This window comes from Agarivorans sp. OAG1 (assembly GCF_037076485.1).
In the GTDB taxonomy this organism is placed as follows: domain Bacteria; phylum Pseudomonadota; class Gammaproteobacteria; order Enterobacterales; family Celerinatantimonadaceae; genus Agarivorans; species Agarivorans albus.
The window spans coordinates 3,077,445-3,092,510 of record NZ_AP028990.1; the positions used below are offsets into that span (position 1 = coordinate 3,077,445).

The window sequence follows — 15,066 nt, forward strand, 5'->3', positions numbered from 1 at the left end:
ATTAAACGACGTCACCTCGAACAAAACTTAACCAGCAAGGGTAAACGGCCCCTAGTGTTAACCACCAGTTTTTACTCAATTTAACAGCGAATTAAACTACTACTTTCGTGAGATACATCACGCATTGAAAACGTTATCAAGCAAAAGTGCTTTTGCCACGTTTTGTCACTATGCCTAGGCCTTTAGTTGTTGTTATGATGTTGTCGCTTGATAAGACAGCGCATAATTTGAACAAAATTACTAAGCCCTGCAGAGCAAGCAAACTTAAAAATATAGAGTATTATTTCAATTGTTTCAGGAGACATAATGTCTAAGAGCACTGGTACCGTTAAGTGGTTTAACGAAAAGAAAGGTTTTGGTTTCATTTCTCAACAATCTGGCGCAGATGTGTTTGTACACTTCCGTGCAATTTTAGGAGATGGCTTTAAATCACTTGAAGAAGGCCAGAAAGTAGCATTTGACGTTGAAGACGGTCAAAAAGGCCCACAAGCGGCCAACGTTGAGGTTGTATAAACAACTTCTAGAAGCATAACCTTGGGATTAGGTTATGCTTCCTATTTCTTTACTGCCCTACTTTAGCTTCATTGTATAAATATGCTGTGGCCCCGCAGGCCCTCCCCGATACAATACTTCACTGTCTTTAAATCCACACTTTTTATATAAACCCTGCGCAGCGTGATTGCGGCAATTGACCGTTAAGCATAAAAATTCAAAACCTGAATGTAACCGAGAGACATAATCCTTAAGCAGCAAACCCGCTTGATATCCGTAACCTCTTCCTTGGTGACCATGGTCGATGAAAAATGACCTCAACAATACAGCCTTATTCAGTGGCAAATTTTGGTGATATGGATAATGCTGATCAATCACAAAAAAACCGACTAATTGTTTATCTACCATCATCAAATGTGCCGATTGTTGCTCACTAAGCAGCTGCAAAATATCTGTGATGTTTTTTACGTAGTTTTGCTGCTCCGGAGCAACTTGTAGCGCCAAAACCTTCGCTACATATTGTTCTGCAAAAGGCTGTAAATTCATCTCTGGCCTCATGCACTCTCCCCATATTGATTACTTTGCTCAGCTAATACCGCTTCGCGGCCCATCATTAGTTGTTTTCTATCTAGCCCCCAGCGATAGCCACCCAAAGCACCACTGCTGCGAATCACTCGGTGACAAGGGATAATAAATGCGATGGGATTTTTTGCGACGGCGCTGGCAACTGCGCGAGTTGCATTGGCCGAGCTCACCTGCTGCGCCAAAAACTGGTAAGAACACAAACTGCCGCTAGGCACTTTTAACAAAGCTTGCCACACTTGCAACTGAAAGTTTGTTCCTTTTAGCCATAACGATAAAGCTTGTTTCGGAGGCGCTTTTTGGCTAAATATCTGAGTTAACAAGGGCCTTATCGCATCATCATCATGAATACATTTGGCTTTAGGCCACGCCTTAGTGAGCTCATCCACTGGTATTTGCTGCTGCTCTGCTTCACAGAAACTTAACTGGCAAATCCCTCTATGCGTAGTCGCAATAAATGCACAACCAAAGGGCGTGATTCCCCAGCCATAATGAATAGTTAAACCTTCACCTTGAGCCTTAGCCTCACCAGGTGTTACCGCTTCAATGTTTACAAATAAGTCGTATAAACGGGCACCGCTTGATAAGCCAACATCGTAAGCAAGCTCTAATACCGAGCGTGATTCAAACAACTGCTCGCGCGCTTTTTGCAAAGTGAGATACTGTAAAAAGCGCTTTGGCGATACCCCAGCCCATTGGCTAAATAAACGCTGCAAGTGAGACTCGCTCAACCCTAAGTCTTCGGCCAAATCTTTAAGTTCTGGTTGCTGCTGTTGGTGTTCAACTAAATAGGCCATTGCTTGGCTTATTTGCTGATACTCTCGATGCGATTGCAATGGACTTTGCTCCATAACGTTTCCTCACTAGCCTTTAATCGCAACTTTAACCTAATTGAATCATAGGCTCGACCCGATAATTGCAAAATAAGAGTTTAGGAAATGTTGAGCAGTAAAATTAGCAAGCACCTTTTGGTTAGTAGCCAGAATTCAACGCCTGTTGTTCAGCTTGTTCGATAACTTGGGCTAACTCGCCAGACCTAAGCATCGCTTGAATCACCTCATCCACTTTCGCGACTAAGTGGCGCTCTCGTTCATGAATATAATGATAAAGCGGGAACACCGCCAACGGCGCCGAATAAGCGATGTGTTCGTTAAGTTTTAATCGCTTCGAAGCGACTAAACCATCAACTTTATTAGTGAGTGCCACATCTGCTCGCCCTCGGTGAACAAAGCTTAGGAGTTTGTCAGTACTACTTAATTGCTCAACATACTTGTGATTAGCAGTAACATCGGCAGTATGTTTAACCCCTCTCACTACTACCAATTTATATCGCTCTAAGTCAGACAAGGTAGATATTGCTAGCGCTCGTTCGCTCAAGTAAAACGCGGTGGTGTTCAGTGAATAATAAGGAGTTGGTACACGAACCAATTGCGGGTTCTGCTCTCCATAACTCCATATTCGCATCACTTCACCATCGAGCATGCCATTTGATGCTTCTAACTGGGCTCGTTTAGCCGGTAAAGGGTTCACCTCTATGCTTAAACCCAATTTTTTGTAGATCGCAGTTAATACAACAATTCCAACTTTTTGCTCAAATAGGTGCTCAATAGCGGCGTACTTATAAGGGCCCTCGGCAAAGACCGAAGAACAAAATAGAAAACAGAAAACAAGCGCAATTTGACGAATACCCCACTCCTTATGATTAGCGAACTTATCAAGATTAACCAATAAGTTCTCCACTAATATTAGACTAAGCTTGGTTAACCGACCGACAAAAAAAGACGCACCGTTGTGCGCCTTGTGTCATTACTGCAAGCAAGCTTTTGAGTGCTTACATCAACTTAATCGAAGGTATAGGTAAATACCCTAAAGCCTTCATTGTCTGCCACGTTGTCAAACTCTTGAGTCGGCGTAACCCGAGGCAAATAGGTATTTGCAAAACTCTCTGCCGCCTCTAGGTGCGAAGACAGAAACTCAACGGTAACTCCACTTGGACCTATCAGCGTAAAGTTATGCGCATTGGGAAACTCTAATATGTCATTAGGGTCGGCAAGATCATCAGATTTTGCGTTCAAGTAGTTGTTCACTAGGTCACGATTAGAATCCACTTCATCTTCATGAGCAATGCGCGCGTTTGCCACACCAGGCATCCAACTTTGCGATGCGCGGTAGTTATTTGTTACAACATAAAGCTTTTTAGTTAAGTCATTTTCTAACGCTTCACCAGCATACATAATGTTACTAATTCTGCGGCTGTCCGTTTGAATTAAGTTACCATTTGCATCGTAGACTAACTCGCCTATTTCGTTAACTTGGTAGCGAGGAGCTTGGCTAACATCAATGCTATAAGTGAGAAGACTCTCGCCATCGGTGTCAAAACCGCCAAAGAACACATCAAAGTTGTAGCTACGGAACTGTTGATGCAATAAGCGGTCACCCTCTTCAGCAACGGTTTGGTATTGCTGAGCAACAATCACTTCCATCCACTCGATAAGATCAGCCACTGTTAACTCAAGTACAGCAGGGGTGTTGTTATCAAATACGTAAAGATCTGCCACACTCGCGCGAGTTAAAGCATCACCGTCGATGTTGGTATAGTCTTCGCGACCTCCGCGACCACCTTTAAAGGGAGCAGATACCGACAACATAGTAATACTTGAATCTAACACGCCATCATCTTGCCAAGACAAGCCTTGAGAATATTGCGCTTCATTCACGATTTGCACAGAAATGTCTGACTCAACGGCCGAAAAGTAGCTGTTAATTGGCTCATCAATATTGCCTATTTCTTCAGCCATGAAGTCCATGGTTCCTTCATGGTCTGAACTCACTAAATAGTTGACCATTTCATCTTGCAGATAAGGGTCCTCTTTTAATGAACGTAAACTCGCGCTGCTCGATTTAACGGCCCAAGTTTCACCTCTGTCAGAGCTTCTTAAGGTTAAATCAATCACCCCAAGGTGATTCCCCCAAAAGCCTGGCATTACGGCGGGTTTACCAAAAATTTTACCATTAGGCGCATCAACACCTTCCATACCGTCGTAGGTATTGCTAGTTGTTGGGAAATTGTTGTGGTCATGGCCAAACATCAAGGCATCAATACCGTCAACTTGCGCTAACTGCCAAGAAGCGTTGTCCATAAAGTCTTCATCTCGATCGCCACCAGACAAACCAGAATGCGGAATAGCAACAATGATATCAGCGCCTTCAGCTTTCATTTTTGGCACATAGTGCTCAGCAGTCATCTTAATATCAGCAAGCATTACTTTACATTCAAGGTAGCGCTTATCCCAATTCAAAATATTAGGCGGAGTGAAACCAATAACCCCAACTTTGACCGTGTAAGTGCCGCCATCTGTAGCAGTAAAGTCACGCTCAAGAATTTCATAAGGCGTAAAGTAAGGTTCAAATTGGTCGAAAAATGCAGCGTAGTTACCCGCAAAGTGTTTATCGATATCTACCGCACAAGTCTCTTCATCGACAGCAACATTATTGGTTGGTTGTTTGCCTTCAAACTGATAAACGTTAGCGTTAATGTAAGGAAAATTAGCGCCTGAAGTTGCTGCGGCTAAGTAATCTAGCCCATAGTTAAATTCATGATTACCAATGTTACCCACATCGTAGCCTAGATAGTTCATGGCCTTATAAACCGGGTGAACGTTTCGCTCGAGATAAGCGACTCCTAAGTTGGCAACGTAATCACCCATCGGGCTACCTTGAATCAAGTCACCGTTGTCAAACAACATGCTGTTTAGCGCTTCTGCTCGCGCTTCCTTAATCAATACCGCTGTACGAGCTAAGCCATAATCTTGAGGGCTCAAGGCATTGTCTTTTGGAGAAGCGAAGTAATTATAAGGCTTCATGTTTGAGTGCAAATCGGTGGTTTCCATCAAACGAAGCTCCATCTCCAATTCATTGTAAGAATTGTTGCTGGAGTTGTCCCAACATGCAGTCAAGCTCACGGTAATGGCTGATGCAAGCAGCAGTTTATTCAGCGGAAAATGATTATCCATTTCAATCTCTAAGTTAAGGTAGTGTAAAAATCGACTACACCATAGAGACCGCAGGTTTCAGTTTTATTAATTGATAAATAAAGTATTTTTAGCATGATTGTTTTACATTTGTTGGCTAAATAGCGTTACGAACTAGCTTGCAAGGCACGCCTAGCCTACACTGAGCAGACCACACAAAAGCATCAAATAAACATCACCCAACCAATCCACCCTAAGACAAATTTCACTTTAGTATTCGCTTTGTTATTTGGAGATAAAGGCTATAATGCCGCCATATTGCAGTACAAGGTTCGGTAGTGTGTTTAAACCTAAAGCAGCCAGTTGGATAAGTTTATATTTTTCAGGATTGTTCTTTGCCTGGGGGATCTTTTTGCCGTTTTGGGCGCTGTGGCTCGAAAGCGAAGGCTTAGACCCTAGCCAAATTGGTATTTTACTTGGCTTTAGCATGCTGGCACGTTTTCTTGGCAATGTGCTACTTATGCCGCGAATTAAATCTGCTAAACACCTTTTGCCAGGCGTTCGCTGGGTGAGCTTTGCCAGCATATTGGTAGTGGCTAGCCTATGCTGGTTAAACGGCTACTTTTGGCTAACTGTGCTCACGCTTGCCGCTAACTTTTTTATTGCCACCTTAATTCCCCTCGGTGATGCTGTCGCCACTAAATGGGTAAGCCAGCTGCAACTAGACTACGGCCGCGTTCGGGTATTTGGCTCTATTGCATTTATTGTCTCTTCTACCCTTTTAGGGCTTGGCCTCACTTATTTTTCTCACTCATTAATCTTATATGCAACGCTTGCTTCTTTGGTTGTGATGTGGGGCTTAAGCTTGCTATCGCCCGCCAGCCCGTTAGTCGACGATGAGAGTGATGGTGAATCGGTAAGCAGCAAACTATGGCCAGTACTTAAACAAACACACGCGCTTAAATTTGTGGCTGTAACGGCATTAATTCAAGGCTCACACGCTGCTTACTATGCCTACAGCACGCTTTACTGGAAAAGCATTGGCTATGCAGAATCAACCATCGGTTACCTATGGTCTATCGGTGTGGCATTAGAAATGAGCATTCTTATCTTTGGCAGTAAATGGTTTAAAAGCTGGAATGCCAACAAAATGTTTTTGCTCGCGGCAATGGGCGGAGTTATCCGCTGGGGTATTTTTGGTAGCACCGAAGCATTGCCACTGATGATGCTATCGCAAGGCTTGCACGCCTTAACTTTTGCACTTACCCAACTCGCTGCGATTAAGTACATCGCATCAGAAGCACCAAGCTCTCAAGCTATCCCACTGCAGGCATTGTACTCGGCTATTGCGCTAAATATGGGAACCGCCCTACTCACATTCCTCAGTAGTGCCTTATATGAACCAATGGGTTCGGGGATTTTTCTAATCATGGGCGGCTTGTCTGCACTGGCAATTCCGCTATTGTTGCTAAACGCTAAATCAGCCAAAGCCAGCAACTCGTGATTGAGCACCAGCTACAAAATAGCAATGGTGAGTAACAAAAAATCCGAGTGTAAATCATTACACTCGGATTTGTTTTTTAGCTACTGCCTAGCCATAGCTTTGACTCGCGATACAGTAGTACTACAAAGCAAGCCTTGGTTTAAAAGCTACCTGCAGTTGAAGCACCATTACCGGTGTTCACCGCGTTATTAGCACCCGATTGCCATTGAATAACATTGCTAGGATCTGTTTCGTTACGAATAATACATTTCCATTCGATATCCGTCGCTTTAGGAAGCTTGATGGTGCCAGTCCAAGTTGGGTAGCTTGTTGGGCTTAATAACACTGCGCTAGCAGCTTGCCAGTTACCCAATGCAGCGTTGTTACCAACCGCATAAACGCTATCGCCCATGTTGGTATTGCCGTTGTTACAAGTGAAGCTAACGTCAACTTCATCTGTTGGGTCAATTACGCCACCGGTTTCTGCCAGCCACATTCTTGCTGAGCCAGCAGGCACATTAACGGTGTGGTAAGAACTGTTAACCTTAAAGCTTGAACCACTGAATACATCAACATAGTTTTTAGCGCTGTTTAAATTACTCGCGTTAATGCTAATGTCTTTAGCATAACCACATTTGTTAATACCCATTACGCCAGCATCGCCACGGCGCAAAACAATGGCACATTGATCGGTATACAATACTTCTTCGTCAGCACCTTGAACGCCATTGTGGAATTTAACCATGGCTTTAAGGTTGTCTTGTTTGTAATCATTTACCCAACGGCCATTATCAACACCGGTCGCATCACTAAATACCATTGGCACACCTTCTTGGCGACCCATAATATAAGCGTAAGCAAGGTGTTCATTAGCTTCGCTCATAATCTGGTAGCGGAAGCCGTCATTGCTTGGGATGTCGTGGGTAATGGTAAAGGTAAGAGCTCGAATACCATCAATCGCTCCGCCCCAAGACTTAGGGTTAGCTAAGGCTTCTAAGCTACCGTTAACATCAAAGGCATCACGTAATGTTTTTAATAGTGGGAAGTCGTAAGCACTATGCGAGGTTTCACGTAAGTAAGGTTCTAAGAAGGTATCGTAATCGGCGTTACCTGCACCAGCACCAGTGATAATTTCACCAAATAAATACATGTCTTGCTTGATGTTAGCGTCGAACACTTGGTTGATATGCCAAGTAGTCATGTGTTTGGCAGCATCAATACGAAAACCAGTAACCCCCATGTTCTTAATTGCTTGAACATAGTTCTTTTGCTGCGCACGAACCCAGTCATTAGGATCTAAATCTGGTAAACCTGGGTCGCCATTACCACCACAAATACGGCCGTTCATTGATTCCCAAACATCTGTCCAGTTGGTGATACAGAATCCGGCGTGGAAATCACCAGGAGAAAACAGGTTATTATTTAAATCACCAAACAGTTTTTGTCTATTCCAGTAATCACTGTTACTTGCATAGTCATTAAGAGTATCGCTGCCTGGGAAGTAGGTAGAGTTTCCGCGCTCATTGGCCATCTGATTAATCACGATGTCAGCATAGGTATTTACTCCGTGTGCTTTCAAGGCATTAATCATGTTTTGGAAATCTTCTTTGTTACCGCGGTTGTTATCGATGACTCGATAATCTTGTGGCTGATAGCGTGCCCACCATTGGGTGTTGCTACTATCAGACTTCAATGGCGGCGCGACTAAGACATTCTTGTAACCTATATCTGCGATTTCAGCTGCCTTTTCGGCTACCTCTGAATATCGCCAATCAAAGGCATGTAAAATAACATCGGCACTAGCCAGCTGTGAAAACACAGCCAATGAAGTACCCAATAGACACGTATTTATTGCATTCGCTTTAGTTTTGTATTTCATTATTAGTAAATCCTTTCCCATGATTACTATATTTAATGAACACAAAGACCAATTTATAGAATTAAATTATATTGTTACGACAACGTTTAAAACAGCAGAAGCATTCAATACATTATTTCTTAGTGCTATTGTTTTCTTTTACTTTAAGTGAGCTGTACAAAACTGCTCTGTAATCTTGCTTGCAAGCTAAGCCATAATATCTGCATTGTGGAGATCTCCACTATTTTAACGCTGCATCACTGGTCCTTGTGGCTAATAGAGAGTTCATAACTCTTTCGTTTACTGCCTTATCGACGCCGATAACATCAACAAAACATCAACTTCAGGTAATTTACTGACATATCGGTGTGTGTCAACGAAGAGCAAAGGAGATATTCTAAAGTGTGAAGCAAGTGCCTATTACAGCGAGGAATTATTTAATATTACCTAAGAAGAAAGTAATCAAACAATTAAAGCAAAGCTTTTACTGCTAATAAAATCGAGCTCAACATACAATATTTAAAACATCTATAAATATTGAAATTTTTAATTACATTTATTTTTTACACTTAAAAATATTATTCCCTTCTTTATTTATCGTTACTATCAAATTACCTCAATGGGATGTTGTGAAAAGCTTGCAAGGAAACAACACTTGCAGCTAGCCAGCCCTTAGATGAACAAAGTTTAATCTTGCCACCAGCCAAACTTTGGTACATTAGGGCCTAGGCGAAAACCAGCTGAGGTTAGCCCCCTAACTTGAATCTTGGGTGATAAGCCCTGATATTAATTAGAGCTTGTTGATCATTCGAGCTGTTATTTTCGGCAGTAAGCAGAGTTGTTTATCCAAGGCAGAAGCTTGGTGTGCGGTTAGCCTAAATAAGAAGCCAGTAACAGATTAGAAGTGCGCTGAAAATGATGCTGTCTCGAACTCAATTTTGCCGCGAGCGGTCAATAGACCCTAGTAATCACCCATAAAAGGTTGCAGCTGTATTCATGAATTTTTCTCGACTAACTAGCGTTAAAACGAAAGCCGATGACCTAGCTAAGCTAACTATGGATAAACACATGCGTTTAGCGGTAACGGGCTTAAGTGGCGCAGGCAAAACCGCCTTTATCACCTCCCTAGTCAATCAGTTGCTATTGGGTGCAGAGAACCACCAACTGCCCTTATGGAAGTTAGCCCGTGAACACCGTTTTTTAGGGGCTAAACGCACCCAGCAGCCGCACTTGCATGTAGCCAGTTTTGATTACCAAGGCGGAATGGACGCGCTACAAAGCCAGCCACCACGCTGGCCTTCGCCCACTCATGGGGTGAGTGAAATACGCCTCAAGTTGCGATATACCCCACAATCAATGCTGTGGAGAAAGCTCAACAACACTGCCACACTCAACCTAGACATTGTTGACTACCCTGGCGAGTGGCTACTTGATCTGCCCTTACTTGAGCAAAGTTATGCTCAATGGTGCGAACATATAGAAAACAGTTTGCAGGACTCGCGTAAAACCGAACTCGCCAGCGTTTGGCAAACTATGGTGCAGGACCTCGATATTCATAGCACTGCCGACGAAAATCGCATGGCCGACATTGCTAATACTTACACCGACTACTTGCACCAATGCAAACAACAACTAGGCATGCACCACATTCAACCGGGTCGATTTGTACTACCCGGTGAGTTGGCGGGTGCGCCAGTGCTGGCATTTTTTCCGCTACCAGCAGCGCTGGCAAATAGTCCTAGCAAAGACAAAAAACAACATAAACAATCATATCTGGGCTTGTTAGAACAACGTTTTGAATACTACAAAGAGCATGTAGTAAAGCAGTTTTACCAGCAGCACTTTATCAAGTTTGATCGACAAATCGTGCTGGTGGATTGTTTAAGCCCTCTCAATAGCGGCCACGATAGTTTTTGCGATATGCAGTTAGCAGTAAACCAAATACTGCACAGCTTTAACTATGGGAAAACCAGTTTACTGCGACGCTTGTTTGCTCCCAAAATCGACAAACTGCTGTTTGCTGCTACTAAAGCCGACCATGTAAGCATCGATCAACACAACAACTTGGTGCAACTGCTAAGTGAAGTCGTCGCTGAAGGCAAACGCCATGTGAAATTTGAAGGTATTACCACCGACACTATGGCCTTAGCCTCTATTAAAGCCACACAAAGCGGAAAAGCCCAGCTGAATGGAGAAAGTATTTCTGCCATTAAAGGTATATTGCAAAGTGATGTAGAAAGTCAGCAACAAACCACCTTGTTTCCTGGTGAAGTGCCTAGCCAGTTACCCCAGCAAGATTTTTGGCAGCAACAAGGCTTCGAGTTTAGTCCTTTTCAAGCGCCAATCACTAGCCCTTATCAGGCTCTACCTCATCACCGTATCGACCAAGCGATTGAGTTTTTGCTAGGAGATAAATTTAAATGAACACCCCAATAAAGCAGCGCCAAGTGCTGCATACCGATGAAATCCTAAATGAACAAGTTACAGAGACCCAAGGCAAGCCTGCCCCATTGGCCAGTAAACAAGTGCTCGATGAAGAACTCAATTGGCAAGAAGACGACACTCAAGAGCAATTAGAACCTCTAGACATTGAACTGCATCCGAAAAAAGCCAGCCCTTGGTTAAAATACGGTTTTAGCGCCGCCTTAGTTATCGCCTTTGGAGAAATGGCGCTAAGCCTTAGTGAACTTTGGCAAAGCTCGCCAACTCGCGCGGCAATATATAGCGCAGTATTAGCCAGCATTGTGATGGGTTTAGGAGCAATAAGCTTTCGAGAATTCGCCAAACTACGCCGCCTAAAACACTATCAAAAAGAACACCAATTAGGCGCAGCCTTACTTGACCAAGAAAGCAGTGATGGTTCAAAAGCTAAAGCCTACTGTGAAAAGCTGGCCAAACTACAAGGCTTAACCGACAGCCAAGAATACTTGAGCTGGAAGAATTGGCTAAGTGACAGTCATACCAACAAAGAGATCGTAAGCTTATACAGCGAAACGGTATTAAGTCCTTTAGATAATCGCGCCAAACAAGTGATTAGCAAATGGTCTAGCGAAGCGGCAGTATTGGTTGCAATAAGCCCCTTAGCGCTAGTCGATATGCTGATTATCTTTTGGCGCAACATTAAAATGATTGAAGCCGTCGCCAAAATTTATGGCATAGAACTGGGTTACTTAAGCCGAATTCGGCTTATCAAACAAGTATTTGCTAACATGATTTACGCTGCAGCGAGCGAAGTTGTAGCCGATGTAGGTAGTGACTTATTGGGCGCAGAACTGACTGCCAAGTTATCTGCTAAAGCAGCACAGGGCATTGGTGCTGGGTTACTTACTGCCCGCCTTGGTTTCAAAACCATGGAGCAAGTTAGGCCGATACCTTGGACACTCAACAACAAACCCAAGACTCAACAGCTAAAAGGCATACTGTTAGACAAAGTGAAACAGAAGCTAAAAGGCTAAGAACGCAGTCTTCAATAGGCCATTTACTTAGCTAAATGGCCTAGAGTTAACTTCTCAAACTTAATCACTTAACCACTTGGCTAATTAAAGGATAAAGAGAAAACCTTGATGCTATAAGCTGGAATGTTGAGCTTGAGCTCTTGGTTAGCAACGTGTTCGTTTGAGCTAATGCCACTAAGCAACTCCTTGCCTAGTTTAATTTGCTTATTAGCCAAACTGGCTCCCGCCAGTTTTACCCCAGCCACTATTTCTTCATCACTAAGGTTTACAGCCACTAACAGGGTTTCATCGCTGTGTTTACGTAAAAATGCAATCGAGTGACGGCTGCTACTCCCAGTAGTCTTAAGCAATTCGAATTCTCCACTAGCCAATGCTGGATGCTGGTTTCTCAGTGAGATTAACTTTTGATAGTGGCTTAACATCGAATCAGGATCTTCGACTTGCTGAGCAACATTGATTTGCGGGTAATTGGGATTTACGTTTCGCCAAGAGTTGCCAGCGGTAAATCCGGCATTGTCACTGGCGTCCCATTGCATTGGAATACGTGCTACCGCGTCATCCCAAGGCACTAAGGAGCGATCAATCAGCGTCATACCTATCTCTTCACCATAATACACAAAAGGGATGCCAGGTCCTGTGAGCATTAGGCTAGCAGCGAACTTGGCCTTATCAAGATTTCCCTTCATCGCGGTGGCGGTTCGCTCCCCAGCAAAGGGGTCGTGATTAGACAACAAAGTTGCAAAATTAGCCCCTTCTGGTGCGCTATTCACCATAGAAAGGTACGACTGCACCGCTCGCTTACTACTATTTTTTACACCATAAATTAGCTTTTGGCTGCATTTAAAACAAAAGGCAGAGTGAAACTCATTGCTGCCATCCCCCATGTACATATCGCCGGTGAATGGTGCTTCAGCTACGATAAATGCATTGGGGTATTGGTTGATTAACTGTCTAAACTCAGCATAAAAAAGGTGGTTGTCGGGCTGGTTTTCCTGAGCTCCATCACCGTTTTCAATAAGGTGGCTCGCAGCATCTACCCGAAACCCATCCACTCCCATATTAAGCCAAAACTTTGCGCTGTCTTTCATGTAGGCAACAACTTCAGGGTTGCGGAAATTCCAGTCGGGTAAGAAATCAAAAAACAAACCATAGTAATAGCCATGTTCAGATGGATGCCAAACGCTAGCAGAACGGTCCCAAGGTCGGCCCCAGCCTAGATCAGAATCAGCCCATATAAACCAATCTCGGTATTTACTTTCTGGATTACGCACTGCGTCTTGAAAGATGGGGTTTGCGCTACTGCTATGGTTAACCACAAAATCCATGATGACGCCAATGCCACGTTGGTGGGCTTCATCAATCAATTGCTGAAAATCTTCCATGCTTCCATAAACTTGCTCGATGTCTCTAATGTTTTTCACATCGTAGCCGTTGCTGTTAAATTCGCTTTCAGTCACTGGCATTAACCAAAGCCCTGTTACCCCTAAGTCTTGTAAATAATCCAGCTTAGCAATTAATCCTTGGATATCTCCGTGCCCGTCACCGGAGGAGTCATAGTAAGCACGCACAAACACTTCATAGAACACAGCGCTTTCCCACCAACGCTCTGGCAGACTGCTACTTGCAGGTATAACTTCAATCTGTTCTTTATAGGCTTTAGGATCTGCCAACTTATTAGCAGTGACAGACCCAGATTTTGGTTGAGGGGTCGAAGAGCAGGCAGCCACCAAGGCCGCCAACAAAAAGCCGAGTATGCAGTTTTTCACGATACCTTTCCTTGCTGTTGTAAATTTATAAGCTTTTTTATTCTTTCAATCTATATAGAAAAGCCATTTAAAACAACAGGATGCAATCTAGCACCGCCACTTATTATGTTTTCTGTGATTAACTTAGCGCCTTAATAAACAAAAACTGTGGGTGCTCACTTAAACGTTGGTAATGCTCGGGCGAGATTGTTTTTAGTGCTTCACTAGGTTTACCTTCGCTTAACTCGGTAATCACCATTTCATGATCGGTAAGCGCAGTTATCAAAGCAGAGAGCGGCCTGCGGTAAAAGCTCACCTCAACCGGTTTGCCAACCGTATCCCACATTTCTGTTACTCGCTCGGTTGCGAAGTAGTTACCACTGGGGCTCGCTTCAATGTCAACCATCGGATGATGAGTAGAAAACACAAAACTACCACCAACCTTTAGTACGCGCTTCACATCGGCAAATAGCGGATTTAGATCTTGCAGATAATGCAGCATTAAAGGGCAGATCACTAAGTCATAACTGGCATCAGCTTCCTCTGGCAATCCCGAGGCTAAATCTTGCTGATAAACCTTTAACTGAGTAGCCAATTTTTGCTTTACCAAGGCCACCATTTCACTTGAACTGTCAATCGCCGTTACTTTAGCGCCCTTAGCCAATAAATACTCTGCATACACGCCTGAGCCACAGCCTAAATCGAGCACTGTTTTACCCGCCATTTCACCTAACATGGCTTGCAAAGAGGGGCGTTCGTAATGCGCGTTGTAAATGTTGTCTTGAATAGCCACATCGTATTCTTTGGCATAAGTGGAATACATAGCAGGTTTTTGAGGCATCGATTTAGCCTTTAAGTTAGCGCCTTGAAGCTGAGAAAGCTGTGGGTGAATTGAATATTCTAAAGTGCTTGAGCCACTAAAGCCCAACAACCAGTTTAGATAGGGATAATATTCTCGTTTTACTTGCTTAAAACCTTTAGCAAGGTAAAGCTTTTTAGCTCTTGGATTACTGTCGATGACATCTAAGCGCACCTTAGAAAACCCTTGCTCTTGCGCTTGGTGAATAATGCCGTCTAACAGCATAGAACCTAAACCCTTACCCCGGTATTCTTCTGCCACCGCGATGCCGTCCATCACCATAGTGTGCTGACTTGGTTTACGTTCAAACAAGCTAAATACTAAAGCTGCCCAAGCGCCTTTTACGTAGCCCAACAAATCAACCAAACCTTGCCAGCCAATTCCGCTGGTAAACCCTGCTTTGGGGGTTTGAAAACCCGCCACCGCAACTAAACATCCTTGGTCGATTACCGACAGTGCATATTCAGGCTTAAAAGACTGGGCCAACAGCGCGATACGCAGCTGTTGATTGGGAACCGCCAAGTGAAACTTTTGGCCAAAGGCTTGTTCGTACAAGGCTGCCACCGTCTTCCTGTGATGTTCTGGCCAGCCTTGTTGAACTGTAAACTGAGCTTTTTCCAT

General features: G+C 43.7%; 11 protein-coding genes. 4 read left to right on the forward strand and 7 right to left on the reverse strand.

The features are described 5' to 3' along the window. Positions 1 to 306 precede the first annotated feature (306 nt). Positions 307 to 513: a cold-shock protein gene (locus OAG1_RS14060; RefSeq protein WP_016401263.1), complete on the forward strand. Its 207-nt coding sequence runs from the start codon at positions 307 to 309 to the stop codon at positions 511 to 513. Between the two features lie 57 nt (positions 514 to 570). On the opposite strand, the gene OAG1_RS14065 is transcribed toward OAG1_RS14060, so the two are convergent. The 4 genes from OAG1_RS14065 to OAG1_RS14080 all read right to left on the reverse strand — a co-directional run bounded on the left by OAG1_RS14065 (position 571) and on the right by OAG1_RS14080 (position 5,087). After that, positions 571 to 1,050, reverse strand: coding sequence for a GNAT family N-acetyltransferase (locus OAG1_RS14065; RefSeq protein ID WP_338621722.1), 480 nt, complete (start codon positions 1,048 to 1,050; stop codon positions 571 to 573). Continuing rightward, positions 1,047 to 1,925, reverse strand: a complete 879-nt coding sequence (locus OAG1_RS14070; RefSeq protein WP_338621723.1) for a methylated-DNA--[protein]-cysteine S-methyltransferase — start codon at positions 1,923 to 1,925, stop codon at positions 1,047 to 1,049. Before OAG1_RS14070 ends, OAG1_RS14065 begins: the two co-directional genes overlap by 4 nt. A 121-nt stretch (positions 1,926 to 2,046) precedes the next feature. Then, positions 2,047 to 2,802, reverse strand: coding sequence for a transporter substrate-binding domain-containing protein (locus tag OAG1_RS14075; RefSeq protein ID WP_338621724.1), 756 nt, complete (start codon positions 2,800 to 2,802; stop codon positions 2,047 to 2,049). A 113-nt stretch (positions 2,803 to 2,915) separates the two neighbouring features. After that, complete coding sequence (locus OAG1_RS14080) at positions 2,916 to 5,087, reverse strand: bifunctional 2',3'-cyclic-nucleotide 2'-phosphodiesterase/3'-nucleotidase (RefSeq protein ID WP_338621725.1); 2,172 nt, start codon at positions 5,085 to 5,087, stop codon at positions 2,916 to 2,918. Between the two features lie 298 nt (positions 5,088 to 5,385). Here OAG1_RS14080 and OAG1_RS14085 point away from each other — a divergent pair, with 298 nt between their 5' ends. Continuing rightward, positions 5,386 to 6,549, forward strand: coding sequence for a 3-phenylpropionate MFS transporter (locus OAG1_RS14085; protein WP_338621726.1), 1,164 nt, complete (start codon positions 5,386 to 5,388; stop codon positions 6,547 to 6,549). Positions 6,550 to 6,688: 139 nt separating this feature from the next. Here the strand turns inward: OAG1_RS14085 and OAG1_RS14090 are convergent, their stop codons facing one another. Next, on the reverse strand, positions 6,689 to 8,407 hold the full coding sequence (locus tag OAG1_RS14090; RefSeq protein ID WP_338621727.1) for a carbohydrate-binding module family 20 domain-containing protein: 1,719 nt from the start codon (positions 8,405 to 8,407) through the stop codon (positions 6,689 to 6,691). 975 nt (positions 8,408 to 9,382) lie between these two features. Between OAG1_RS14090 and OAG1_RS14095 the strand changes: the two genes are divergently transcribed. Together OAG1_RS14095 and OAG1_RS14100 are read left to right on the forward strand one after the other, a co-directional pair. Further along, the gene (locus OAG1_RS14095) at positions 9,383 to 10,810 is read left to right on the forward strand and encodes a YcjX family protein (RefSeq protein ID WP_338621728.1); all 1,428 of its coding nucleotides are present in this window, start codon (positions 9,383 to 9,385) and stop codon (positions 10,808 to 10,810) included. Beyond that, positions 10,807 to 11,841 carry a TIGR01620 family protein gene (locus OAG1_RS14100; protein ID WP_338621729.1) on the forward strand — a complete coding sequence of 345 codons (1,035 nt, stop codon included), beginning with the start codon at positions 10,807 to 10,809 and terminating at the stop codon, positions 11,839 to 11,841. Before OAG1_RS14095 ends, OAG1_RS14100 begins: the two co-directional genes overlap by 4 nt. Positions 11,842 to 11,921: 80 nt before the next feature. Here OAG1_RS14100 and OAG1_RS14105 read toward each other — a convergent pair whose 3' ends face one another. Together OAG1_RS14105 and OAG1_RS14110 are read right to left on the reverse strand one after the other, a co-directional pair. Beyond that, the gene (locus OAG1_RS14105) at positions 11,922 to 13,607 is read right to left on the reverse strand and encodes an alpha-amylase family glycosyl hydrolase (RefSeq protein ID WP_338621730.1); all 1,686 of its coding nucleotides are present in this window, start codon (positions 13,605 to 13,607) and stop codon (positions 11,922 to 11,924) included. Between the two features lie 118 nt (positions 13,608 to 13,725). Then, entirely contained in the window at positions 13,726 to 15,066 is a 1,341-nt protein-coding gene (locus tag OAG1_RS14110) for a GNAT family N-acetyltransferase (RefSeq protein ID WP_338621731.1), read from the reverse strand.